This window comes from Candidatus Goldiibacteriota bacterium HGW-Goldbacteria-1 (genome assembly GCA_002839855.1).
Lineage (GTDB): Bacteria > Oederibacteriota > PGYV01 > PGYV01 > PGYV01 > PGYV01.
In genome coordinates, this window is record PGYV01000004.1 from 39,372 (window position 1) to 64,803 (window position 25,432).

The 25,432-nt window shown below is 43.5% G+C and carries 27 protein-coding genes; 4 read left to right on the forward strand and 23 right to left on the reverse strand.

Annotated features, from left to right (window positions below):
* Positions 1-8: 8 nt before the first annotated feature.
* From CVV21_03905 to CVV21_03940, 8 genes are all read right to left on the reverse strand, one after another.
* On the reverse strand, positions 9-929 hold the full coding sequence (locus CVV21_03905) for a transketolase (protein ID PKL92285.1): 921 nt from the start codon (positions 927-929) through the stop codon (positions 9-11).
* Between the two features lie 17 nt (positions 930-946).
* On the reverse strand, positions 947-2,734 hold the full coding sequence (locus tag CVV21_03910) for a hypothetical protein (protein PKL91903.1): 1,788 nt from the start codon (positions 2,732-2,734) through the stop codon (positions 947-949).
* A 194-nt stretch (positions 2,735-2,928) separates the two neighbouring features.
* Positions 2,929-5,433 (reverse strand): nucleotidyltransferase, encoded by a 2,505-nt coding sequence (locus tag CVV21_03915; GenBank protein ID PKL91904.1) that lies wholly within the window; start codon positions 5,431-5,433, stop codon positions 2,929-2,931.
* A 178-nt stretch (positions 5,434-5,611) separates the two neighbouring features.
* Positions 5,612-6,067: a hypothetical protein gene (locus tag CVV21_03920; GenBank protein PKL91905.1), complete on the reverse strand. Its 456-nt coding sequence runs from the start codon at positions 6,065-6,067 to the stop codon at positions 5,612-5,614.
* Positions 6,064-6,534 carry a hypothetical protein gene (locus tag CVV21_03925; protein PKL91906.1) on the reverse strand — a complete coding sequence of 157 codons (471 nt, stop codon included), beginning with the start codon at positions 6,532-6,534 and terminating at the stop codon, positions 6,064-6,066. Before CVV21_03925 ends, CVV21_03920 begins: the two co-directional genes overlap by 4 nt.
* 360 nt (positions 6,535-6,894) lie before the next feature.
* Positions 6,895-7,173, reverse strand: a complete 279-nt coding sequence (locus tag CVV21_03930) for a hypothetical protein (protein ID PKL91907.1) — start codon at positions 7,171-7,173, stop codon at positions 6,895-6,897.
* A gap of 15 nt (positions 7,174-7,188) precedes the next feature.
* On the reverse strand, positions 7,189-9,450 hold the full coding sequence (locus tag CVV21_03935) for a ribonucleoside-diphosphate reductase, adenosylcobalamin-dependent (GenBank protein ID PKL91908.1): 2,262 nt from the start codon (positions 9,448-9,450) through the stop codon (positions 7,189-7,191).
* 398 nt (positions 9,451-9,848) lie between these two features.
* Positions 9,849-10,223, reverse strand: coding sequence for a tautomerase family protein (locus tag CVV21_03940; GenBank protein PKL91909.1), 375 nt, complete (start codon positions 10,221-10,223; stop codon positions 9,849-9,851).
* A 96-nt stretch (positions 10,224-10,319) separates the two neighbouring features.
* On the opposite strand from CVV21_03940, the gene CVV21_03945 reads away from it, so the two are divergent.
* Positions 10,320-11,054, forward strand: a complete 735-nt coding sequence (locus CVV21_03945) for a glycosyl transferase (GenBank protein PKL91910.1) — start codon at positions 10,320-10,322, stop codon at positions 11,052-11,054.
* A complete protein-coding gene (locus CVV21_03950; protein ID PKL91911.1) occupies positions 11,055-11,834 on the forward strand; it encodes a hypothetical protein in 780 nt (259 codons plus the stop codon). It begins immediately after the preceding gene.
* 108 nt (positions 11,835-11,942) lie between these two features.
* On the opposite strand, the gene CVV21_03955 is transcribed toward CVV21_03950, so the two are convergent.
* From CVV21_03955 to CVV21_04010, 12 genes are all read right to left on the reverse strand, one after another.
* Entirely contained in the window at positions 11,943-12,956 is a 1,014-nt protein-coding gene (locus CVV21_03955) for a hypothetical protein (GenBank protein PKL91912.1), read from the reverse strand.
* Between the two features lie 19 nt (positions 12,957-12,975).
* Positions 12,976-13,257 carry a hypothetical protein gene (locus CVV21_03960; protein ID PKL91913.1) on the reverse strand — a complete coding sequence of 94 codons (282 nt, stop codon included), beginning with the start codon at positions 13,255-13,257 and terminating at the stop codon, positions 12,976-12,978.
* A gap of 141 nt (positions 13,258-13,398) precedes the next feature.
* Positions 13,399-14,421, reverse strand: coding sequence for a hypothetical protein (locus CVV21_03965; GenBank protein PKL91914.1), 1,023 nt, complete (start codon positions 14,419-14,421; stop codon positions 13,399-13,401).
* Between the two features lie 64 nt (positions 14,422-14,485).
* Complete coding sequence (locus tag CVV21_03970) at positions 14,486-15,484, reverse strand: aerotolerance regulator BatA (protein PKL91915.1); 999 nt, start codon at positions 15,482-15,484, stop codon at positions 14,486-14,488.
* Positions 15,481-16,362, reverse strand: a complete 882-nt coding sequence (locus tag CVV21_03975) for a DUF58 domain-containing protein (GenBank protein PKL91916.1) — start codon at positions 16,360-16,362, stop codon at positions 15,481-15,483. Before CVV21_03975 ends, CVV21_03970 begins: the two co-directional genes overlap by 4 nt.
* Positions 16,363-16,386: 24 nt before the next feature.
* The gene (locus CVV21_03980; protein ID PKL91917.1) at positions 16,387-17,370 is read right to left on the reverse strand and encodes an ATPase; all 984 of its coding nucleotides are present in this window, start codon (positions 17,368-17,370) and stop codon (positions 16,387-16,389) included.
* A gap of 225 nt (positions 17,371-17,595) precedes the next feature.
* Positions 17,596-18,345, reverse strand: a complete 750-nt coding sequence (locus CVV21_03985) for a hypothetical protein (GenBank protein ID PKL91918.1) — start codon at positions 18,343-18,345, stop codon at positions 17,596-17,598.
* Between the two features lies 1 nt (position 18,346).
* On the reverse strand, positions 18,347-19,414 hold the full coding sequence (locus tag CVV21_03990; GenBank protein ID PKL91919.1) for a hypothetical protein: 1,068 nt from the start codon (positions 19,412-19,414) through the stop codon (positions 18,347-18,349).
* A gap of 163 nt (positions 19,415-19,577) precedes the next feature.
* On the reverse strand, positions 19,578-20,429 hold the full coding sequence (locus tag CVV21_03995) for a hypothetical protein (GenBank protein PKL91920.1): 852 nt from the start codon (positions 20,427-20,429) through the stop codon (positions 19,578-19,580).
* A gap of 21 nt (positions 20,430-20,450) precedes the next feature.
* A complete protein-coding gene (locus tag CVV21_04000) occupies positions 20,451-21,410 on the reverse strand; it encodes a radical SAM protein (protein PKL91921.1) in 960 nt (319 codons plus the stop codon).
* Complete coding sequence (locus CVV21_04005) at positions 21,400-21,714, reverse strand: hypothetical protein (GenBank protein ID PKL91922.1); 315 nt, start codon at positions 21,712-21,714, stop codon at positions 21,400-21,402. Before CVV21_04005 ends, CVV21_04000 begins: the two co-directional genes overlap by 11 nt.
* 94 nt (positions 21,715-21,808) lie before the next feature.
* Positions 21,809-22,462, reverse strand: a complete 654-nt coding sequence (locus CVV21_04010) for a hemolysin D (GenBank protein PKL91923.1) — start codon at positions 22,460-22,462, stop codon at positions 21,809-21,811.
* 298 nt (positions 22,463-22,760) lie between these two features.
* Here CVV21_04010 and CVV21_04015 point away from each other — a divergent pair, with 298 nt between their 5' ends.
* Together CVV21_04015 and CVV21_04020 are read left to right on the forward strand one after the other, a co-directional pair.
* Positions 22,761-24,035 carry a serine--tRNA ligase gene (locus tag CVV21_04015; GenBank protein ID PKL91924.1) on the forward strand — a complete coding sequence of 425 codons (1,275 nt, stop codon included), beginning with the start codon at positions 22,761-22,763 and terminating at the stop codon, positions 24,033-24,035.
* 17 nt (positions 24,036-24,052) lie between these two features.
* Positions 24,053-24,274: a hypothetical protein gene (locus CVV21_04020; GenBank protein ID PKL91925.1), complete on the forward strand. Its 222-nt coding sequence runs from the start codon at positions 24,053-24,055 to the stop codon at positions 24,272-24,274.
* A gap of 75 nt (positions 24,275-24,349) precedes the next feature.
* On the opposite strand, the gene CVV21_04025 is transcribed toward CVV21_04020, so the two are convergent.
* Genes CVV21_04025 through CVV21_04035 form a run of 3 tightly spaced genes read right to left on the reverse strand, consistent with a single transcriptional unit; the run spans position 24,350 to position 25,376 of the window.
* Entirely contained in the window at positions 24,350-24,703 is a 354-nt protein-coding gene (locus tag CVV21_04025; protein ID PKL91926.1) for a hypothetical protein, read from the reverse strand.
* A gap of 30 nt (positions 24,704-24,733) precedes the next feature.
* On the reverse strand, positions 24,734-25,156 hold the full coding sequence (locus CVV21_04030; protein PKL91927.1) for a putative toxin-antitoxin system toxin component, PIN family: 423 nt from the start codon (positions 25,154-25,156) through the stop codon (positions 24,734-24,736).
* Positions 25,113-25,376, reverse strand: a complete 264-nt coding sequence (locus tag CVV21_04035) for a hypothetical protein (protein PKL91928.1) — start codon at positions 25,374-25,376, stop codon at positions 25,113-25,115. Before CVV21_04035 ends, CVV21_04030 begins: the two co-directional genes overlap by 44 nt.
* Positions 25,377-25,432 lie beyond the last annotated feature (56 nt).

Genomic DNA, 25,432 nt, shown 5'->3' on the forward strand with positions numbered 1-25,432 from the left:
TCTATTTTTTATCTGTTAAGCAGTTTTTTTGCTTCAGCAGTGATATTATTACCTGTTAAACCATATTTATTGAACAGCGCTTCCGGTTCGCCGGATTCTGCGAACATGTCCATCATGCCGATTCTTTTAACCCTGACAGGAAGGTTTTCTGAAAGCACTTCACACACGGCGGAACCAAGCCCGCCTACTATACTGTGTTCTTCTATTGTTATGACATTGCGCGTCTTTCCCGCGGACTGTATTATCATCTTCGCGTCTATGGGTTTGATTGACGGCATGTGTATTATCTCCGCGGATATTCCGTCTGATGCAAGCAGCTTATGCGCTTCAAGCGCCTTAAACAACATTACACCGGTGCTGATAATGGTTATGTCTTTGCCTTCTTCCGCAATTATTCCTTTGCCGAATTCAAACTTGTAATTCGAATCAAATACCACAGGCGTATTCATCCTTGCAAGCCTTAAATACACTGGTGAATCGTAATAATCCGCAAGGTACTCTATTATTTTTTCCGCTTCAACAGAATCAGCCGGGGCAACAACTTTCATATTTGGTATTGCCCTCATTATGGCAATGTCCTCGCAGGCCTGGTGAGTGGGGCCGTCTTCGCCCACGGATATTCCGGCGTGCGTGACCGCTATTTTTACGGGTAAGTTCGGATAGCATATGGAATTTCTTATCTGTTCCCACGGCCTTCCCGAACCGAACATGGCAAAGGTGGAAGCAAACACGGACATTCCGGATGCAGCAAGCCCCGCTGCGGTTCCCATTAAATCCTGTTCCGCGATTCCCATGTCAAAAAACCTTTCAGGATAAACTTTTCCAAAACGTGCTGTCTGCGTGGACTTTGCAAGGTCCGCGTCCAATACAACTAAATTCTTATGCGTAGCGCCAAGTTTTGCCAGCGTGTCGCCGTATGTATTTCTCATTGATGTGGGTTTTGCGCTCATTTGCATTTGCACCCTCCAAGTTCATTAAGGGCTTTTTCTGTCTCTGCCTCATTGGGTGCGGCTCCGTGATATTCCACTTTTCTTTCCATGAATGATACGCCTTTGCCTTTAATTGTCCTTGCTATTATTATGGTCGGGATTCCCTTAACTTTTTTTGCCTCTTCAAACGCTTCCATTATTGCTTCAATGTTATGCCCGTCAATTTCTATTACGTTCCAGTTAAACGCTTTCCACTTTTCCACCACAGGTTCAAGCCCGCACTTTACCTGCCCTATGCTGCCGTCTATCTGAAGCCCGTTATAATCAAGAATCGCGCAGACATTATCAAGCCTGCGGGTATACGTGGACATGGCCGCTTCCCATATCTGGCCTTCCTGTATTTCGCCGTCGCCAAGCATTACATAGACGCGGTTGTTCAAGCCTTTTAATTTTGAAGCCAGCGCCATTCCGTTGGCAATGGAAAGCCCCTGCCCAAGCGAACCGGTGGTCATATCAACGCCGGGGGTTTTTTTCATATCAGGGTGGCCTGAAAGGTCACCGTCAATTTTACGCAGATTCCACAAAGCCTCTTCTTTCATAAAACCCGCTTCAGCAAGAGCGGTATAAAGCGCGGGCGCGGCGTGGCCTTTCGAAAGAATAAAACGGTCGCGTTCTTCCCACTTTGGATTTTTAGGATCTATCTTCATAACGTGTTTGTAAAGAACCGCTATCACATCCGCGGCGGACAACGAACCTCCCGGATGACCCGAACAGGCGTATCCAAGCATTTTTATTATGTTAAATCTCATATTCACCGCTGTCTGTTCCAGCATTTTTATTGTGTCAGTATATTTCTTATAACTTCCGCCCGCCTTATGGTGTTCTGCCAGAAATGAATCCAGCTGCGCTTTATCCGGAAGCCCTTCCTGCGCGCCTATTGTCTGCGTCACTATCGCGCCTGCCGCGTTGCCGCAGTCAATGGCGTCAATTACAAATTTTCCGTCCGCAATGGCACACGCGACAGCACCCACAAAAGCGTCCCCGCCGCCTACGGTATCTTTGACATCCATTCCATAACCATGAAATACGGTGGAGCCGTGTTCGTTTACAAGAAGCGTGCCTTCTTTTCCCATTGTTATAATTACATGGTTAACGCCAAGTTTGCGCAGTTCATTGCCCGCAAGCGAGCCTGTTTCCATGTGTGATATAAGCCTGTTTGTCAGGTATCCGCCTTCGCGTTCGTTCATTATTACGATATCAAGCCCGCGCAGGACTTCTTTTATTTCATCGCGGTGTTTGGTGCCGGCGTTGCCGACATTCATCACTGTCTTGACCTTATATTTCTGCGCCAGTTCCAGCGCGCGTTTGATTGCAGGTATCGGTATTTCGGTACAGACTACAACCACTTTGCTGCGCTTAATTGCCGCTTCTGCTTTATCAATATCAGAGGGTATAAGCGTGTCATTAGACCCGGTGAACCAGGTGACCTTATTACCTTTCTGCCCTGTGGTGTTTACAAGCGCAACGCCTGTTGAAACAGATTCATCTATTATAAAATATTCAAGATTTATATTGGGGTGTTTTAAGTTTTTCATGGCAATGTCAGGAACCTGATCTTTGCCTTTTTTGGCAATAAAATTCACTTTTTTTCCAAGCCTGGCAATTGCCACCGCCTGATTAGCGCCTTTTCCGCCCGGTAATATGTAAAAATTATCCCCGGCAACAGTTTCCCCGCGTTCAGGCATACGTTCTGTTTTTACCATAAAATCTATATTAATACTGCCTATAACCGTAATTTCATCCACTAAAAAAGTCCTCCGCTATTCTTATTATATAATGCAGTAATACACATAAGGCAAAATAAAGGCAGTTTTAGCCCCATGTCCTGATTTTTTACCCGAAAATGCATTAAACTTACAGGTTAAAAAAAGGTTTTTATATTATACACATTTTTTAGGTATTTTCTATACTTTTTTGCAGTATCCGGTATTTTGCCGGGCTATGCCTTTATAATCTTTACCAGCATATCCTTCTGCTTCTGCATGAATTTTGCCGCGGCCGCCTTTGTGGCGCCTTCCACGTAAATATGAAAATACGGCCTGTCATTATCCGGAATAATAAGCGCGTTGGATGTGGTTTCAGTGAACCTTATGCCTTCAACTTCATTAACGTCGTTCTTTTTCTTCATTTCGCCAAGCGCCATCATAACTGCGCCCCTTTTATCCCATGGTACAGGGACTGTATCGGTAAGTTTTATGTACTTTGGAAGCGAAGCCACTAAAGTGGAAAGCGGTTTGCCGTATTTTGCCAGGTATTCAAGGAATTTTACCGTGGATATCATGGCGTCAAAAGCCGGCTGGAATTCCGAAAAAATGTACCCGCCTTTTTCTTCCGCCACAAACTTTGCCTTGCCCGTGTTAGCGGCTGTCATCATGGCGCGGTAGCTTGTACCCACGCGCAATGCTTTGCCGCCGTCTGCCAGCGCCATTTTTTCAAAAACTCCGGGTACATTTACCGGAACCGCAACCGTAGCGCCTTTATTTGAACCAAGGAAAAGTTTTACCATTGTCATAAGGCCGTCATCTTCAATCAAAAGCTGGCCTTTATCATCTACAATAAAAATTTTCTGAGCGCCGGCGTCTATCATTATACCGGCGTCCGCTTTTAAGGTCTTTACCATTCCGGCAAGGCTGTCTAAGTCTGTCTGAAATTTTTCCGCGGAACGGGTAAGTTTTTTCTCGTTATTATGGGCGTTTAGCGCTATAACATCACAGTTAAGCCCGCCTAAAATGGACGGGAAAATATTTAAAGCATTACTGTATGAATAATCTATGATTATTTTGAACCTTCTGGCTTTTATCTTTTCCACGTCCACAAATTTCATGAAACCGTCCTGATAATATTCCAGCGCCCTTGGCGGGTATGAAATTATCCCCACATCATCGCTTTCCGCCCTTCTGTATTCTTCGCGGAAAAAAGAATTTTCTATGGATTTTTCCTGTGACAGCGAAATGTCCATGCCGTCGCTGTCAAAGAATTTAATATCAAGCATCTTCGGGTCATACGGCGACTTTCTTATATGAAGCCCGCCCGCCACTTTTAGAGACTTGGCGACATATTTTGTAACCGGAAGCGGCATTATGCGAAAGTCGTAAATGTTAACGCCTGTTGAAAGTATGCCCGCCATTATGCTGCGTTCTATCATAAATGACGCCCTGTGGTAATCGCGCGATATCAGCACATGGCTGCCTTTTTTTAATGTGGACCCAAACGCGCCGCCTATCCTTGCGCCTATTTCAGGTGTAATTTCTGTGTTTGCCATGGCGGTAATGCCGTAAATATCAAACAGCCTGTTGCTCCACCGTTCGCCGTAAATAAGCGATCCGGAGATAACAGAAAAATCATCCACTGTCTTTTTTGGCCACAGCTTTACTTCAGGTTTAATTATGGTCTCTTTTCCAATATGGCAGTCGTCGGAAATAACCGCGCCCACGCCAATGTACGCCTTGTAACGTATCATATTGTTGCGGCCTATTACAGCCTCTTTAATATCAACTTCCTTTTCAATTTTGTTGTTGTCCCATATGATAGAACGCACAATCTTGGCGCCGCTGTCAATATAACAGTTGTCGCCGATTACAGAACTTGCTATTTCCGCGCCCTCTTCAATAGTGACGTTGTTTCCAATCACCACGGCGTCCCTGAATTTTACGCCGGCTGCTATCTTTACGTCTTTTCCCACCCATACGTCGCGTCCTATCTTGCCTTTTCTTTCGCCTTTAATTTCACACTCTATTTCGCCTTTTAATATATCCTCGTGCACCTGCCTGTATTCCGCAAGCGTACCGATGTCTTTCCAGTAACCGTCCCCGGTAAAACCATACAGGGCTTTCTTCTTTGCAAGCAAATCCGGAAAAAGCTGTTTGGCAAAATCATAGTCCACATTTTCAGGGATGTTTTTGAAAATTTCCGGTTCAAATATGTAAATGCCGGTATTTATAGTGTCAGAGAACACTTCACCCCAGGATGGTTTTTCAAGAAGCTTTGATACCTTCCCGTCCTTTTCTGTGACCACAATGCCGTATCTTAAAGGGTCTGTGGACTTTGTAAGCACTATGGTGGCAAGCGCTTTATTTTTTTTGTGGCTTGCCATGGCATCGCCAAGATTGAAACTTGTAAAAACGTCGCCGCTTATAATCAGGAAACTGTCATCTTTCAGTTTTTCTTTTGCAAGCGTTATGCAGCCTGCGGTACCAAGGTCCTGTTCGGACGTGACGTAATTAATTTTAACGCCAAAATCCGCGCCGTCCCTGAAATAACTTGTTATCACTTCCGGCTGAAAATACAGCATCATCGTAATATCCGTCATGCCGTATTTCTTTAAGAGGTTTATTATGTGCTCCAGCATCGGCGTGTTCATTACCGGCGCCATGGGTTTGGGAATGTTTGTGGTAAGCGGCCTTAACCTTGTTCCAAATCCGCCTGCAAGAATAACTGCTTTCATTGAATACCTCCGGTAGAGTGGTATGAATTCATATTAATTATTATATTATACAATTAATGCGGATTCAATAGCGGTTATTAAAACACGCAGCTCGGCAGCTCAGCAGCTCTGAAGCTCGGCTAACACGCAATACCGAGCCGCTGAGCTGCCCAGCTGCCCAGCTGCCCAGCTGCCGCCGTCAATCCAGCTTTATTTCCGCGCCTTTTATGGCAAGGATTTCTGTAAGGGTAAGATACTTATATTTTGTCATGTCGTGGTGGGTTATTTTCAGGAATTTCAGCGCCACAAGGTACCTGCCGCTTGCGGTCTTTATGCACCTTATGGTTTCCGCAAGCGCCGTGCACGTGCTTGACAGCCCGGGCAGCGGCATATAAAAATTTACAGCCGCTATGCTTTTTTCGGGGATGCTTTCGTTTGAATACATCAGAAGTCCGGATGTGGAAATATTTACAGTTTCGTTCTCTTTAAAAACCCTGAAAATCTCTTCGGGGTTAAACTTTTTGGCAAGTTCAAGGTCTTCTTTGCTGTCGCCCAAAACCCTGTAACGCACCTTTACATTTACCGCTACCCTGGGGTATTCACGCCTTTCCTGCGGAAAAAGCAGGTCGCCTTCTTTCTCTTCCTTTTCGTTCATTTTCCGGCCTGCCCCTCGAAACTCTGTTCTTTGATATTTAATAGATCATTTAAATTTAAGTATGTATAATTTTTCAGGTTGTGATGAATTATTTTTACGAATCGCAGCCCCACTTTATATGCGTAAAAACCGCCTTCGGTATTTGATTCCCTTCTTACCACCTCTGCCAGTGCCTTGCAGTTGCACGATATTCCCGGCACAGACAGATACATGGTAACGGCCATCAGGCTTTTAAGCCTTATTTCTTCGTTCACGTACATGGAAAGGCCGTTCTTGGAAACATCGGATGATTCGCCCTGGCTGTAATCCTGCATCATTTTATCAGGGTCAAAATGGCGCGCCATAGCTTTTTCCGCCTCTTCAGGCGTCAAAAGTTTGTATCTTACGGATACTGCCATAGACTGCCTTGGATATTCCCTTTTTTCATTTGCTTTCAAGTGAAGCTCCCCGTTTTTTGTATTTTCCACAACCCACCTCCCTATATTTATTACCGATTATATCACAAAAATTTGCCGCCTGAATCATTCTTTTTGGCATTATAAATGTCAGCTAAAAAATCAGGTTGGTTTAACAAATCAAATATATGACATGGATTCAGTATGTTTTTTCAGAAGCGCTGCCCAAGCATACTTTATATCCGGCAATCCGGATGTGATGCCGCGCCGGCATACAAGTACATCCCACAGGCTCCCGATTGCCAATGATGTTAATATACAGGGGATTTCAAATTTTTCCGATTACAAACATACCAATTTGCAGCGCTTTCTGAAAAAATATACTGAATCCATGTAAAAATTATAATTACTCAGAAACACGCAGCTGAAATATTATTTATAATAACAGATATACGCCGCGGATTCTTCGCACCTGCAGTCAAAAGACACCTTTGGTTCCACAATAAAACTTTCGCCTTTTTTATACACTTTCCATTCCTGTCCGGGAAGTTTGGCAGACATCTGCCCTTCCACCACCGTCATTGTTTCCTGTGTGGCAGTTCCAAAAGTATATTGTCCGGGCTCTATCACACCGACTGTGGCATTTCCGAATTTTCCGTTTAAACTTAAACTTTGAACTTTGCCTTCAAAATACTCTGAATGTTTCATGATAGTCTCCGTTTTTTATTAGAGGCACTTGGAATAACCGCAGACCCTGCACACATTGCAGCCGCCTTCGTGTTCCATTGTGGTGCCGCATTCGGGGCAGGTTTCTCCCATTGTCTTTTCCATTGTATTTTTGAATATGAACTTATCTTTATTTTCGCTTTTTTCATGAATATATTTTTCCATGGCTATACCGATGGCATCCGGGCAGCTTAACACAATTCCGCCTTCCTGCCACGCGGGCGCCGGGCAGCGCGTGCCCCTTAAATGTTTTACAATTACTTCCGGTTTTACGTGCGCCCTTAAAGCCACTGATACCAGGCGTGATATCGCTTCCGCCTGCGCGCTTGCGCATCCGCCGGATTTTCCCATTGTGGTAAACAATTCACAGATACCTTCTTCATCTTCGTTAACCGTAACGTAAAGGTTGCCGCAGCCCGTTTTCATCTTTATTGTGCGGCCAAAAGTGATATCCGGCCTTTTTCTCGGTTCAATGTCCGCATGCTTTAATATGCTGTCAGGGTCAGCGGTTTTTACCTTTGCCCCGGAAGAATCTTTTGTTGAAACAGTTAACACCTGTACATCGCGCGATCCGTCGCGGTAAATTGTGACGCCTTTGCAGTCCATTTCATACGCCAGCATATAAACTTCGCGCACGTCATCTTTTGTGGCGCTGTTCTTGAAATTAACGGTCTTGGAAACCGCGTTGTCGGTGTATTTTTGAAAAGCCGCCTGCATCTTTATGTGCCATTCAGGGTCAATATCGTGCGCTGTCACAAATGTTTTCTTGATATCTTCCGGTACTTCTTTCATATCATCTGTGATGTGGCCGTGTTCACCTATCTTCATCATCAGATTATCGCTGTAAAACCCGCGCTCGCGCGCCGCCTTTAAAAAGCTTGCGTTTATTTCCGGAAGCCTGTCATTATCCATAACAGTTTTAATGTACGCCACCGCAAAAAGCGGCTCTACGCCGGAACTGCACGCTGCTATCATGCTTAAAGTGCCGGTGGGCGCGATGGTGGTTAATGTGGCGTTTCTTAATTTTTTTCCTTTTGCTTCAATAGCGGAGCCTTTATAATTTGGGAACAGTCCGCGTTTTTTACCAAGCTCCACGGATTCCTTTTCCGCTTCTTCGTGGATAAACTTCATTACTTTTTCCGCAAGTTTTACAGCTTCTTCGGATTTATATGATATGCCCATTTCTAAAAGCATATCCGCCCAGCCCATGACTCCAAGCCCTATTTTGCGGTTGCCGCGCACCATCTTATCAATTTCATCAAGCGGGTAACGGCTCATGTCTATGACGTTATCCAGAAAACGCACCGCAAGTTTTACGGTCTTTGCCAGTTTGGTATAATTCACTTTTTTATCATCAAGCATATTGGCAAGGTTAACGGAACCTAAGTTGCACGCTTCAAAAGGCAGAAGCGGCTGCTCTCCGCACGGGTTGGTGGATTCCATTTCGCCAACGTTAGGCGTGGGGTTGTCCCTGTTTATCCTGTCAATAAATACAATGCCGGGGTCTCCGTTTCTCCACGAATATTCCACCATCATGTCAAATATCTCGCGCGCGTCTTCCTGCGCTATTACTTCCCCGTTGCGCGGGTTTATCAGGTCATACTTTCTGCCGTGCTTTACCGCTTCCATAAACTTTTCGGTGATGGCTACGGAAATGTTAAAATTATTTATGTCCTTGTCATCCGCCTTACATGTGATAAATTCACGGACATCCGGATGGTCCACGCGCAGAATTCCCATGTTGGCGCCGCGGCGGGTTCCGCCCTGCTTTACCGCTTCTGTGGCGGCGTTAAATACTTTCATGAAAGATACCGGGCCGGACGACACGCCGTTTGTGGTTTTAACCTTGTCGCGGTTTGGCCTTAAGCGCGAGAAAGAAAAACCGGTTCCGCCGCCGCTTTTATGTATTATTGCCGCTGACTTTATGGCATCAAAAATTCCGTCAATGGAATCCTTAATAGGAAGTACAAAACACGCCGCAAGCTGCTGAAGGTCGCGCCCGGCGTTCATTAACGTGGGGGAATTGGGCAAAAAGTCCAGCGAGGTCATAAGGTTATAAAAATCTTCCGCCGTGTTGTCAACTTCAGCCTGGTTTGCCCCGTAATTTCTTTCTGCCTGGGCAATATTATTCGCCACCCTTACAAAAAGCTCTTTAGTACCTTCAATTGGATTGCCCTTATCATCCTTTACAAAGTACCTTTTTCTTAATACCGTAAGCGCGTTGTCCGAAAGCTTAGGCTCGCGCAGTTTGTTTACATCCATGTTATTCCTCCTGAATATACGTAATATATGCGTATAAGTTTTTTATGGGATTCCACCATTTTTATTTAAAACAGGATTGCAATTATACACCCCAAGGATGTGGTGTCAAGCCATTTTTTACCCGCTTATATACAATATGTTGTATTTGTGGGGCAATCACACCACAATATGTAACAGCTGGCAAGTAACAGCTAACAGGTTACAAGTTACAACTTACAGGTTACAGGTTACAGCTCGCAACTTGCAACTTGCAACTTGTCACTTGTCACTTGTCACCTGTCACCTGTCACCTGTCACCTGTAACCTGTCACCTGTAACCTGTCACCTGTCACCTGTAACCTGTCACCTGTAACCTGTCACCTGTAACTTGTAAGTTGTAACTTGTAACCTGTTACCTGTCACTTGATTATTTCAGACGCCATTTGCCCGCCGCGGATTCCCCAGTCTTCCTTTGGCACATCATAAATTATTATCATGACCGCCTGCGGGTCTATACCCGCGTCATTTTTCAGGTTTTCAACAATCAGCCTGTATAAAAGCTTTTTCATCTCCTGCGTCCTGCCTTTAAATGCCGACACTTCCACAAGGGTAAACCCCTCTTTGCCGTCCATGTTTTCCGGCTCATACTCATTCATGAAAAGTGTGCGGTCCGTCTGCGGTATCTTAAACGCGTCCATCAGAGCTTTATGAACCGCGCCGAATATTACTTTCTTTTCTTCCGCTGTCTTTCCTTTTTTTAATGATATTGTTACTTTTGGCATATTACCCTCCATTTTTTATTTGAATAAGTTTATCAATAAACAGTATTAAAGTCAAAACCCTCCGTCTGAAATACTTATTTACATTTCCGCCGCTTTTCATTATTATAAATACACATAAACTTTAAGGAGAAAAATTTGCCTTCAGTCTCTATTGTAATACCGGCGTTTAACGAGGAAAACAGGCTTCCAAAAACACTTGAACTTATACGAGATTACCTTGTTAAAAGCGGCACAGATGCCGAAATTATAGTCGTGGATGACGGCAGTTCGGATGCTACAGTTTCTATTGCGGAAAAATACGGCGTATCCGTTATTAAAAACCCCGGCAACCGCGGCAAAGGCTACTCTGTAGCGCACGGTTTTTTAAAATCATCCGGAGAAATCATATTTTTTTCCGACGCCGACCTTTCCACGCCCATAGAATTTATGGCTCCTTTTATTAAGCTTCATAATGACGGTTTCGACATCGTTGTTGCGTCCCGCGCGGTACCGGGCGCCTTTAAAAAAATTAAGCAGCCTTTTTACAGGGACTTTATGGGCAGGACCTTTAATTTATTTGTTAAAACAATGACGGGCTTAAAAATAAACGACACCCAGTGCGGATTTAAAAGTTTCAGGCGCAGCTGCGCCCTTGAAATAGTAAAAAGAAGGACCATAGACGGTTTTGGCTTTGACGTGGAATTTCTGTATATTGCAAAACTGCTTAAATATAAAATATGCGAAAGCCCTGTGGAATGGTTTGACGCCCCAGGCACAAAGGTCAACCCGCTGCGCGATTCCGCCAAAATGTTTTTTAACCTTATCGAAATTGTTTTTAAGCGCCTTTCCGGAAGATACAAATAAGTGGCTGTTACTTTTATTCTCTTTTTCTGCGTGGCTGTAATATTTTCCATGCTTGGCCTTGGCGGAGGCGTTTTTTACGTCCCCCTTCTTCTTCAGATAGGGCTCCCATTTCACGAAGCGGCCGCAGTTTCCGTCTGCATAATGATAATAATGTCGGTTACCGCCACAGCCGTTTACAATTCAAATAAACTGATTGACTGGAAAATAGTTATCTTTATGGGGCCATGCGCTATAATCGGCGCGCTTATAGGCGGGCTTAATTCGGTTATTTTTTCGGAAACAATTCTGGAAATTCTCTTCGGAATAATGATGCTGATATCCGCATTACTTATGCTTAAAACCCCGAAAGAAATAAATCAGCCAAAACCTAAAAAAATAGGCTTCATAGAAAGCAAAATGACCGGGATTACGTATTTTATCAATTTATGGCTTGGGGTTCCCCTGTTTTTTCTTGCCGGTTTTATAGCTTCGCTGCTGGGAATAGGCGGCGGTTTTGCCAAAGTCCCTATTATGACCTTTATTTTTCGCGTGCCTTCCAAAGTGGCTGTTGCCACATCTTCCGCCCTTATTGTGCTTACAGCGTCTGCCGCGGCAGCCGGGCATTTTGCGGCAGGCAACCTTAACCTTAAACTTGTGGCCGTTCTTGGCGCAGCAGTTTTTGCCGGCGGATACTTAGGCTCTCACATTTCCGCCAAAGCGGATAAAAAATTCATAAATGCGGCCCTTGCCATAATAATGTTCGCTGTATCGGCGTGGATGTTTTACAGGGCGTATATTTAACCCATAGACTTTTATCCCATATCCCATAAATAAAAAAAACTACACCACAGTTGTTTCATTACGTTTGTACTGTAAGTTTGGATTCTATATATTAAACTTAATACGCATCTATATACTGCTAATTCTCTCTGCGTATTTGTAGGTAATGTGCTGGCCACTGGCTGTATCTTTCCATCCCTGGACTTCTTTGTGCGTTTTTTCGGAAAGTTGCTTGGAACTTAGAGGGGTAAGTTTTTTACAAATTTCATCCACAAGTTTCTTTTCACTTTCAGAAAAAACCGATTCATCAGGTTCAGCTATGTTTGTATACTGATGCCCTTCACCAATTTCAAAAGGTATAACCTGCATATTAACCATTTTATTGGCAGTCATATAATCAAATAAATCATGATACTCATCAACAACAGGCCCATAAGGGCCATGCGCGTAACGCAGGCCGGTCATGGATATTCCGCTGTTCTTAAAATTCAAAAAATCAGAATAGAACAAGCACTTTACAAGTTGAACCTCAAACAGACTTTTCTTTACCGAACATTTAATAATTTTCAAAATAAGATTTTCCGCCTTCTCAATACTAAACGGCCTGTTGCCGCTGAATTCATTCGGTTTGTACCTGAATTTAAGTTGAATTATTTTTTCATAAGGGTTTATCTGCCCTAAAAGTCTGTCTAAATTATTTTCGAATTCAAACCTTTCACTTTCTTCTAAATTATCCTTAAGTTTGTCCTCATAGATCATCTTCATATTTTCCGGATCATTAACAAATTTCAGGACTTCATCATGAGCATCATCCTGCAATGCTCCTTTTTCATATTTATATATTGTTAATTCTCCCCACCCCAAAAGTTTGGAGAATGGTTTGCTGCTAAGTTTGTACTTTTCTCTTATATTTTTTATCTCATCCGGCGTTAAAAGATTGTGATTTTTTCTGTAGTTATCATACGCAAGCGTAAATGAATCCTTACCTTCCCCATTCATCAGTAATTCACTGCCGCAACAGGTACATTTCGGCATATCCGATGTTACCTTTATTTTTTCGCCTCTGACCATAACTTCGCGTTCTGCCGTTATAATTTCGGGTACTGTTAATTTCCCGCATTCCGGACATAATACTTTTTTCATGGCACCCTCTTATTCTTTATCAATTATGAAATGAAATTATTGTCATATAAGTCATCCCGTCATCTTCCAGAAATCTTATCTTTATGTAAACATTAATACCATTAACTGTTTTTCTGAAGGTATAAATTTCACCCTCATGCCCTCCTGTATCCTTTTCAGGGCCTTTTGAGCAGTCTTCAACTTTCAAATCAGAGATAACTTCAGATACATCTTTTAGAAACGGCGGAATATAATTCAAACGGTCAAAAGTCTCTATATTTTTATTCCTGGCAGCAATAGTAAAATCCTGGGATCTTGCCATTTCGCGAACCAGTTCCAGTGTCCCCTCCGAAATTCCCACTCTTACACCCCAATTATATACAATTTTAAGATAACTTTCAATAATTATTTTTGTTATCTTATGATAACGTTTATTGTTGCACTAAATACTAAAACTATTATACTATTTATTACTCTTCGGCTTAATCTTGAAGTACTTAACCCTTACCGGCAGGGCGTAATGCAGGATTAAGAGGATTAAACCCCAGAGGAGAAAAATTGTGTAATTCTCCTCGTACTTTATCTGTTCTTTTTTACTTTTATTCTTTTCCATCAAATATGTATCTTCTTTAATCTTTCTAAACGCGCCGGCGTCCGTTATCCTGTAAAACCTGCCTTCCGTAATTCCCGCTATCTGCCGCAGTTCATTATCATCAAGCCGTGATATTACTTCCTGCCCTTTGTATATTTTATTGTAAACCCTGCCCCACGCGTCACGCCCTTCGGGAATTTTTCCGCCTTCTTTTGTACCCACGCCCACGGCGTATATCCTTATGCCTTTTTCAGCGGCATACTTCGCGGCAGCTATCGGGTCGCCGCCTTCAGTGTTTTCGCCGTCAGTTATAAGAATCAGTATTTTGGACTTTCCGCCTTTTGACTGCAGCCGGTCAACAGAATTGCGGATGGATGTATCCAGTGCTGTGCCGTCTTTTGCCAGCATTCCCGGATACAGCCCGTCTATGATAAGGTTCAAAGTTTCGTAATCAAGTGTCAGCGGGCACTGCATAAAATCCACGCCCGCAAACGTCATCATTCCCACCCTGTCGCCCGCAAGGCTGTTTATAAAATCACGAAGCCCCTTTTTAACAACTTCCATCCTGTTTGGCTGCATATCAACCGCGCCCATGCTTGAAGAGACATCCATGGCAATCATTATATCTATACCGGACGCTTCATTTACAAACGGAATGGGTTTTCCCTGCGGCCTTGCAAGGGCAATAATTATAAGCGCTGCAGCGGCAAAAAGCATGATATATTTTAACGCCGCCAGCCTGTAATCTACCGGCGTCATAATATTTGCCGCCGTATTTTTATCGGCAAATCCATGCATGGCGCGCAGTATCTTAAAGACCCTGTATCCAAGGTAAGCGCACAGCGGTACCACAGCTATCAGGATTAGTAATGCCTTTTCATTTCCAAAATTCAAATTTTACTCCTTAAAAATATTTTTGCCGTCGAGCAGCGGCACTTAACCGCAAAAACTTATCAAATCAAATCCTTAGTAATTTAACCGCTTCAAGCAGAAGCGCCAGAAGCAGCAAAATAACGCCTGCAATTAAAAACGCGTAAAATTTGTCTTCGTGCTTTTCATAATTTTTAACTTTAATTTCCTGTTTTTCAAGCTGTGCTATGGTGTCATATATTTTTTGCAGGGCATTATTATCAGTTGCCCTGAAATACCTTCCCCCGGTCACAGAGGCCACGCGCCCCAAAGATTCCTCGTCCGGTTCCTCATACATTACCGGCCTGCCGTAATTATCCACATAAGGCCTGCGGTTCCCGTAAACATCAAAGCCATACGCCTGCGCGCCGCCTTTTTTTCCTATTCCTATCGTATATATTTTTATTCCCTTATAGGCGGCAATCTTTGCCGCTTCTTCCGGAATCATTCCCCTATTGCTTCGGCCGTCCGTTGTCACTATCATCACTTTGGAAGCGCCGGAACTTTCAAGCCTGTTTATACCGTTTAATATCGCCTCGCCTACCGCTGTGCCGTCTATCTTTACCGTTTCAAAATTTATCTGCTCTATAAATGTCCGTATAATTTCATAATCGTTTGTAAGAGGGCATTGGGTAAAACTTTTGCCTGCAAAGACCACCATTCCCACCCTGTCATTTTTTAAACCCGCCACAAAATCATTTATTACTTTTTTTGCCGCTTCAAGCCTGTTTGGTTTTAAATCATCAGCCTGCATGCTTCCGGAAACGTCCAGCACCGCTATTATATCAATGCCTTTTATGATTTCTTCGGTCTCTTTTTTAACCGACTGCGGCCGCAGCAGCGCTATGATAAGAAGTATTACAGCGGCTAACTTTAAAATATCCGGAAGATACACAATAAGCGGTGCGGTTGTTTTCCCCCTGCTTATTCCTTTTATATTGGAATGGACAACTTTGCCCCGAAAGATTATCCGCAGTATCAGGGATATAATAAATATACCCGCCATTATCCCCGCAGCCAGAAACAGATTTTCGTTTTCAAACCTCATCTTAATCTCCTTTCGCGTTTTTTAAAAAAGGAGACTATTTCCTTAAGATAAGAACCGCCGCATTCAAGTTTTATATAATCAACACCCGTGGACCGGAACAGTTTGAATAATTTATCATCTTTGGTTCTTTGCATTTTTAAAGCCGCGGCTTTTCCGCCCGTGCCGGAAGTATCCACCCACTGCGTCTCCCCTGTTTCCGGGTCAAAGAAAGGCACTATGCCCATGTCCGGCACTTCGTATTCGGCAGGGTCACGCAGTACCGCGGCAATTACTTCATGCCTGTGGGACAGAATCTTAAGGGGTTCAGAAATATCTTTTTCATCAAGAAAATCAGATACTATAAAAACCGTGCTCTTCTTTTTTAAAGCGTGCGCCAGATAAGTTACAGCCGCGCCTATATCAGTACCTTTATTTTTTGTTTCGTGGTATACAATTTCGCGCAGAATCCTTAAGACGTGTTTTTTTCCTTTTTTGGGCGGAATATACTTTTCAGGGACGGAAGTAAAACCCAAAAGCCCCACCCTGTCGCTGTTTATCGCGGCGGCAAAAGCAAGGGCTGCGGTAAAATCAAGCATCAGCCCGCTTTTTAAGGTCTGCCTGGTGCCAAAATTCAAAGAGCCGCTTAAATCCGCGGCAAAGACCACCTGCATTTCACGCTCTTCAATAAATGTTTTGATGTAGGGCATATTCATCCTGGCGGTGACGTTCCAGTCAATTACCCTTACATCATCACCGGGATTGTATTCCCTGACCTCGGTAAATTCTATGCCGCGCCCTTTGAATGACGACAGATATTCGCCCTGAAGCTCCGTGTTTACAAGGTGCTTCGCGGTAATCTCTATTTTTTTGATTCGTTTAAGAATATCTTTTGAAATCATCTGTATGCCCGTATACCGTTTATATTACGGTACTTTTATTTTGTTGATTATCTGCGCTATAACATCGTCAGGTTTTATTTCTTCGGCTTCCGCTTCATAAGACAGAATTATCCTGTGCCTTAATACGTCATAGGCGCACTCTTTTATGTCATCCGGCGAGACATAGCCCCTGCCGTCCATAAAAGCCAGCGCTTTCGCGCACAGAATAAGACTTATGGAAGCCCTGGGAGAACAGCCGTATTCTATAAGGTGGGAAAGTTTCAATTTGTGTTCTTCCGGATTACGTGTAGCAAACACTATGTCGGTGACATAATCTTTTATGCTTTCATCCACAAAAACGGAGTCCACGGACGCCCTCATATCAAGGATGTCCTTTGGTTTTAATATCCTGCCGGTTTTTACCTCTTCACCCGCGGTCATCCTTGTAAGTATCTCTTTTTCTTCTTCCCTTGTGGGATAACCCACAACAGCTTTCACAAGAAACCTGTCCACCTGCGCTTCAGGCAGCGGGTATGTCCCTTCGGTTTCTATGGGGTTCTGCGTGGCCATTACCACAAAAGGTTCTTCAAGTTTAAAAGTCTTATCGCCTATTGTCACCTGTTTTTCCTGCATAGCTTCCAAAAGCGCGGACTGCACTTTGGCAGGCGCCCTGTTAATTTCATCAGCCAGAATGATATTGGCAAAAATCGGCCCCTGCGAAACCGAAAATTCTCCTGTCTTCGCGTTATAAATTCTTGTGCCGGTTAAATCAGCAGGTAACAAATCCGGAGTGAACTGAATGCGTGAAAACGACGCCTGAATAGTTGCGGAAAGGGTCTTTACCGCAAGCGTTTTTGCAAGCCCGGGTACGCCTTCAAGAAGTACGTGCCCCCTGCATAAAAGGCCGGTTATAAGGGAACGTACCATATGTTTTTGTCCCACAATCACTTTTTCCGTTTCATCAAAAACCGTTTGAATCTTTTCTGACAGTTCCTTATCCTTCGCCGATAATTTTACAATCTTTGCCATTTCAATTCCTCCGTACGATATTATTGGCAGTTCAACCGTTCTTCCAAACCGCCGAGTTTTCCCCTATGTTTTATGTTTAACTGCCGCACCCTAAAGGGTGCGCCTACCAAACCTTCCGACCTTCCGACCTTCCGACCTTCTGACCTTCCGACCTTCTGACCTTCTGACCTTACTTCCGTCCCTCTGTCCCTCCGTGCATCCGACCCTCTGACCTTCCGTCTTTCATTATCTTATTACCACCCTCATCCCTTTCTTCACATACCACGATAACTCTATAACATCTGAATTACGCATCCGCACGCAGCCCTGAGAAGCGTCATGGCCTATGGATACTGGGTCATTTGTTCCGTGAATGGCAATACCGCCGCCAATTTCCGCGTATGTTCCGTCTTCATTCATGGGTACGCGCCCTTCACGGATGGCCTTTCTGTATTTTTTATAATCTTTCGCGTTGGGAAAATCAAGCCTCATAAAAACCGGGCCGTAAGAATTAATACCAAGGTCCTGTGTTGTCCCATACCGCGTATATCCGTCTTTTGCCCTGTAATATGTTTTATTTAAAGAAGTCAGGTTATTTCTGCCCTGATTAAAATTATCCCGCAGCTGCTTTACCTTTTGCTTAATTTCACCTGTATCTTCATTACACAGTACGGCATCTTTTAAACGTTCTTCAGCAAGCACCAGCTGCCACGGTTCCATCACCGTATATATCTCGGTTATTCTGTATTCTCCCGCCGGCGTACACATGTCTTTCTGGTACACTTTGTCGCCGCCGCCTGAACCGGACGCTATATCATAAACAAACATAACATCAAGCGCGGAGGAAAGCAGGTAAAGTTTTTTCTCCGGTTTGTTAACGTATATAACATGGGTGTCGCCTTCCTCTAAAAATTCCTTAAGGAAGTCAAAATTAGACGCGTAAGCAGCCGTAAAGGCTGCCGCTATAATGGAAAAAAGAAGAATTACCCTGCGCATTTTAATCAAGCACGGATATCGTAAGTTCCGGCCTTTTAACCGCGCAGAATTCAATTCTGGCTTCCGCGAAAAGTTCCTGGAAACTTTTATCCGGGTATAAGTTGGATGTCACAAATCTTTTTATCTTGGCATTAACCACCATCTTGGCGCATATAATACACGGAGAGTGCGTGCAGTAAATTGTGGCGCCCTGCGTGCCGCCGCCGTGAAGCGCGGCCTGTATTATGGCGTTCTGCTCCGCGTGAATTGCGCGGCAGATTTCGTGTCGCGTGCCTGACGCAATTCCCATCTGGTCGCGCAGGCATCCAAGTTCCGTGCAGTCCTTAACCCCTGCCGCCGCGCCGTTATAACCGGTGCTGACAACGTAATTATTTTTAACTATGACGGCGCCCACGTGATGGCGCAGGCAGGTGGAACGCTCTGCGGTTAAGTATGCCATCTTCATAAAGTATTCATCCCACGACGGGCGTGAATACGGTTTATATTCCAGTTCTTTAAGAATTGTATCCAGTTTTCCCGTAAGCTGTTCAAAGGTGCCGGAATTGTCAATTTTTATATCCGCCAGGTCATAACACCGGGAAAGCTGCTGTGCTTTTTCATCCGCGGAATTTTCTTTTTCTTCTTTCTTAATAAAGTCTTCAAGTGTGGAAGCGTCTCCGGGGCGCGCGCGCTTAATTGACCTTTCAAACCGGGTCTTAACGTCCGCGCTTATCCCTATTAATTTAAAGCCGGGAAGGTTTTTTCTTAACTCCTCAATTTCATGTACATTCCTTATGCTGTCAATAACCGCCTGAGGCGAATTTTTTATTTTTTTAATTGTCCTTGCGGCAAGCACCGCGGAGCCTTCGCTGTTCCTTAATTCATTTCCTATAATAATAAGGTTATCCCTTACCGGCTCTTTGCCCCTTAATTTGGCTTCATCGCGGAGGATATCTGATAATGAAGATGCAATGAACTTTTTACGTTCTACAAGATATTTAATGGCTTCGCCCTTGCCTGACGCGTTTGGTCCCGTAAATCCAAGAAACATATGCCACCTCGTATTTTTATCGTTTTCCCTGGCAATCATTATACTTATAGGATGATATTTTTCAATAGCTAAAAATCTAAAACACGAGGGACGGATGCACAGAGGGTCGGATGGTCGGCTAAAACACAAAAAGACGCTGACACAAATACACGGATGGTCGGTTTAAACCTTCTGTCCCTCCGACCTTCCGTCCCTCTGTCCCTCATCCCTTCATAAGTACTATCCCCCCAAGCGGTAATCCGGTGTGTTTGGCTACAACATCGCATTTAAGTTTAAGCAGGTAGAATGCGGGAACAGGCTCGCCGTAAAGAGATTCAAAGTTGCCCTGCCCCTTGCTTATTATCATGCCCGCTGAATAAAAACGTCTTTTAAAATCTTCTGACGCGTATTCAAGGACAATACCCGGCGAATCCGCGCCGGACGAAATCACATCCGCCACTTTGTCAATCCCCGCGAAAACCGCGTCGTGATAAAGAGCGTCATTTAAAATAGGGCTTTCTTTAACCACATAAGTTATCTTTGTCCCGTAAATTCTCTGTATTTCTTCAATAAGTATCCTGTCAAAAACAGTTTCACCTGTATTGTCGCCAAGATACAATATTTCTATATTTGCTTTCAGTGCCTCTTTAAACGCTTCATAATCCAGCACCGCGAATTCTTTTGTCATTACATCGTCAAGGTCGGCTTCCAGGTCAAATTCAAGCTGAGCGCCAAAATCAATCACATTGCCCGCAATTGCCGCCCTTATGGCGGTTAAAAGCGGATCGGCAGATTTTGTAACTTTTAATTTCATGGAATCAAACATGGACATTGCTATGTGATTGTATTTTTCTTTTATCGCAAGGTACGGGTCGGAATTATTCAGGTGCGCCCTTAATATCCTGTGCATATTGCGGCTTATGTGCGGCGGGTTATTTTCTATGTTAATTGTCTTTAAAAAATCTTCCGCTTTTTCCGCGGCCTGCATTACCTTCTTTTCATCCGCGCCTGCCAGCCGTGACGCCTGTATCGCCTGCCTTAAAAGGCAAGGCAGGCATTCGGGATATGTTTTCATATAATTCTGCCGGAAAATTTATCAGGCATGTTTCCCCAGAAAAAATTCTTTGCCTTCCCTGACTGTTTTATCCACCAGCCCGTCATACTCAAGTTCCCATAAAAGTTCCTGCGCTTCATTCCGGTTTATATTCAGCATTGTGCTTACCTCTTCGGCAGACACAGGCCTTAATCTGGCGCTTTCATAAATAATACTTTTCAATTCTTCTTCCTGCGCTTCAATCCTTGCGCCGGAATATCCTGAAACCGCTTCTGCCTTTGGCCCAAGTATAAGACACGCGCGTTTTGCCGCCTCCGCGTCCACGGGCCTGGCGTATTCTTCCGCGCCCGCGCGGGCAACGGTGTTTAACTGTATTTTTTCTATGTTTTCAAGACTGTTTATAAACCTGCGCATTTCAAAAAGTTCCGAAAGGCTGTCATTGATTCCTTCCACAAGAAGAATTTCAAGAAATATGCTGCCCTTGTAACCGGCACAAAAATCCTTTAATCCCTGCAGCATTAAATCAAAATCAACCCCCGCAGCCGGGCGGTTTACTTTTAAAAATGTGCTTTTGGTGGCCGCGTCAAATGAAGGAACCACAATGTCCGCGCCGGACAGCGCATCCCTTACTTCCGGCATGTGTAAAAGCACTCCATTTGTCAAAACAGCCACTTTACAGGGCGATATTTTTTTCGCATCTTCTATCACTTCTTTTAAATTCAGGGCAAGCGTGGGCTCGCCTGCGCCGGAAAATGTTACTACATCTGCTTTTCCGCCGTTTTTAAAAAACTCTTCAAGCTCCGCTGTAACATCATGCGTTTTAACAAACAGCCCGCGTTCATTGGAAAGCGATACACCTTCTGTTTTTCCAAGTTCGCAGTAAACACAGTTTAAATTGCAGTGTTTTTTGCCAAGCAGGTCAACACCAAGCGATAAACCAAGCCTTCTTGAAGCCACCGGCCCAAACAGATATTTCACATTACCACCGCCATTATTTTTTATACCTTACCTTGTCGCCAAGTGATTTCACTTTCTTTTCCATTGTAACCGCGTGAATGTCACGCCTGTCATCTATCTTTATAGTCACCACCACCCTCTGCACGTCAATGTCACAGAATACTTCTTCGTGCATGGTACGCGCGTAATCATAAAGGTCATTTACTTCGCCTTCAACAACCGTCCCCATAGGGCATATGTGATATTTAGCCCCTTTTTCCTGAAGAATCTTTATCGCGTTTACCAGGTATTCACTTACCGATGTTTTATTGGTGCCTATGGGAACAATAGAAATGTCCATTATCGCCATATCTTTCCTCCTGACATTAAAATATAGTTTTTATGCTTTACCTGTTTCTTGTTACCTGTAATCTGTAACTTGTAACCTGTTACTTTTTTATCCTTTACGCCACAAACATTAACAACATAAAAAAATGGCACACAGCCGCGCCAAGTACAAACATATGCCATATGGCGTGGTGATATTTAATCCTGCGCCAGACATAAAATATTACGCCAAAAGTATATAAAAGGCCGCCGGCTAACAGCCACAACAGAAACTCTTTTGGCACAGTGTTTATAACAGGCCATATGGCAGCCAGAATAAGCCACCCCATTACCACATAAATAGCAGATGACAATTTAATATACCTTCCGGTAAAAAATACTTTGAATATTATTCCAAGTATTGCCAGCCCCCAGACTATCCCGAAAAACGTCCATCCCCACGCGCCGCCGGTTAAAAGCAGGCAGACGGGCGTATATGTGCCGGCTATCAGGGTATAAACAGCGGAATGATCAAGGATTTCAAAAACATTTTTTGCCTTAACAGGTACAAGGCTGTGTGACATGGTTGACATAAGAAACATTATTACCATGCTTGCCCCGTAAATAGAAAGGGTGGTGATTCTTAAAGCGCCCCCTTTTTTAGCGGCAATTACGATAATTATAACCAGCCCGGCAATGCTTAATAAAGCGCCTATCCCGTGAATTATACTGTTAGCAATCTCTTCGCCAACTGTCTGTTTTTCTGATATTTGTTCTATATTTTCAGCCATAATATAACAATGTTACTACCGGCACAGGGAAAGTCAAGAAAAAATATATTAAAGGGCTGCAGCTCAGCGGCTCGGCGGCTGAGAAGTTCAGCAGTTTTGGTAATGACCGAGCTGCAGAGCATCCGAGCCGTCGAGTTTCCCCTCTGCTTGCGCTTATTTACTTGCTTCAACCTAGCTGCCTAGCTGCCTAGCCGCTGAGCTGCCAAGCTGCCGTCCTATACTATTTTCTTGAAAAAATCCCTCTTTCCTTTATAATATACCCTGTTTAACAATCTACCAATTTTAGACGGAGTGTGACATGCTTGACATTAAATTAATACGTGATAATCCGGCAGCTGTAAAAGCCTCCCTTGCAAAAAAGGGCGTAAAACCGGAAGCAGTGGACGAAGTTCTGGCTATTGACATAAAACGCCGCGAAATTATCGGCACTGTGGAAGCCATAAAAGCGGAAAATAATAAAAAAAACCCGGACATTGCCAGGCTAAAAAAAGAAGGCAAAGACGCAACAGCACTTCTGGCCGAGATGAAAACCGCTTCCGATAAAATTAAAACCATGGACGCCGAGCTTTCAAAATTAGACGAAGAGCTCACACTTAAACTTTTATATATCCCCAACATGCCCGATGAATCAGTTCCCCTTGGCGCGGATGAAACGGCAAACGTGGAAACTTCACAATGGGGGCAGAAAAAATCTTTTTCTTTTAAGCCAAAACCACACTGGGAAATAGCGGAACACCTTGGCATACTTGATTCGGAACGCGCAGTTAAGGTAACAGGCGCAAGGTTTGTATTTTATAAAGGCGCAGGCGCAAGGCTTGAACGCGCGCTTATAAACTTTATGCTTGATACACAGACAGGCGCAAACGGGTATACAGAGTTGTTACCCCCTATTCTTGTGAACCGCGAATCCATGACAGGCACGGGCCAGCTTCCCAAGTTTGAAGAAGACTCTTTTAAACTTACCAACCCGGATTTTTTCTTAACCCCTACCGCGGAAGTGCCTGTGACCAATATCCACAGGGACGAGATACTTGCGGAAAAAAGCCTTCCCATCTGCTACGCAGCTTATACTCCGTGCTTCAGAAAAGAAGCCGGAAGTTACGGCAAGGATATGAAAGGCATTGTAAGAATGCACCAGTTCAATAAAGTGGAACTGGTAAAATTTACCACACCCGAATCATCCTATGACGAACTTGAAAAACTTTTAAAAGACGCCGAAAGCATATTACAGAAACTTGACCTGCACTACAGGGTAATGCTGTTATCAACCGGAGATATGACTTTTTCTTCCGCCAAGACGTATGACATTGAAGTCTGGCACGAAGGCGCGGGACGCTACTGGGAAACATCTTCCTGCAGCTGCTTTACAGATTATCAGGCGCGCAGGGCCAGGATCCGCTTTAAGGACAAAGAAAATAAAACACGCCACGTGCATACATTAAACGGCTCCGGGCTTGCCACTTCAAGGTTATTGCCTGCCATACTTGAAACGTACCAGACAGAAAACATGGAAGTAATAATTCCTGAAGCCCTAAGGCCTTACATGGGCGGAATGGAAAAGATAACAAAATAAGGTTATGGAGGGATAAAATGGCTGATGTTATTAAAGAAGTAAAAAAAGACGTTAAGGCCAAAAAGAAAACCGGTTTATATGTGATAGGCGTGGCTCTTGTGGTGCTTGTGCTTGGATATTATGTCTTATCACTTGTCAATCCGGACGCCAGCAACTGGGCCGGCGCAGCAGCCCCTTTTCTTATAATAGGCGGTTATGTGGCAATAGCAGTGGGAATTTTAATCGGCTGGGACGAGTAAATATAAACTTCAATATTCAAAAGCCCCTGCCAAAAGGCAGGGGCTTTTTTTATTTCTGCTACACTTTTTGTCGTTTTATTTATTAAAGTTAATTTTGGTGAGTGCAATAATATTAAAAACCATCAGTATAAAGGTTAAAAGACTTATGGCTACTGATGTACGTTCCATACTTATAGCAATTCGCGAAGCAGCAATAAGCACAATCAAACACAACATACTTAAAATCACGCAATGAATCAACTTTTCTTTTGTTCCAAAGTTTTTTACAAACTTCGCATACACCATAAAACAAACAAATAAGACAGCGGATATTACAGTTAAAAAAACATAAAGCCATTTACTGGTAACTTTAAATATCTCCAACACAACAATTGTTACAAGCACAACACCAAGCAGATTAATAGACATTACTGCTTTTTTATCACTCATTTAACCACTCCGTTTTTCTTTTTATAAATTTTACAAAGTTTTTATGAAATCAGCAGGTGTAATTATTTTAATATTTTTATACTTTTTTACATCCAATAAATGCCTGTCGCCGGAGATAATATAATCCGCTTTAAACTCATCCGCACATTCAAGAATCCTGTTATCGGGTTCATCTTTTATGATATTTACAGTCTCCGTAGGATATACAATGACAGAGTGGCGCCTTATAAGGTCGGAATACTTTACAGCGGTTTCCGCGTCATAGTCAAACTTTCTGACGCATACACCGGTAAATTCCCTTAAGATTTCGTCAGACAGTCCAAGCAGTATCTTACCGTCAAATATGTCATCAAATATCCTGACCACAGTGGTCCCGGGATAAACAAACACGGATATCAGTATGTTTGTATCAACGGTGATTTTTATTTTTTTTGTGTTCCTGCCTGTATTCATGTACCACCCTGTTGATGTCGTCTTCACTTACAACGCCCATTTTTCTTGCCCTTTCAGAAAATTCAGTACGTGCCTCTTCAAGGTCTTTCTTGCCGCAATAAGCCATAACAGCTTCGCTGATTACGGAACTGACGCTTTTATTTTCCGCTCTGCTTATTTTATGCACTTTTTCCGTAAGCTCCCCGGGTATTGTTATACTTAACGCTTTTACTTTTTTCATAAATATCTCCTTAATAATATTTTATATTATAAATATATACTATAAAATATTATTTG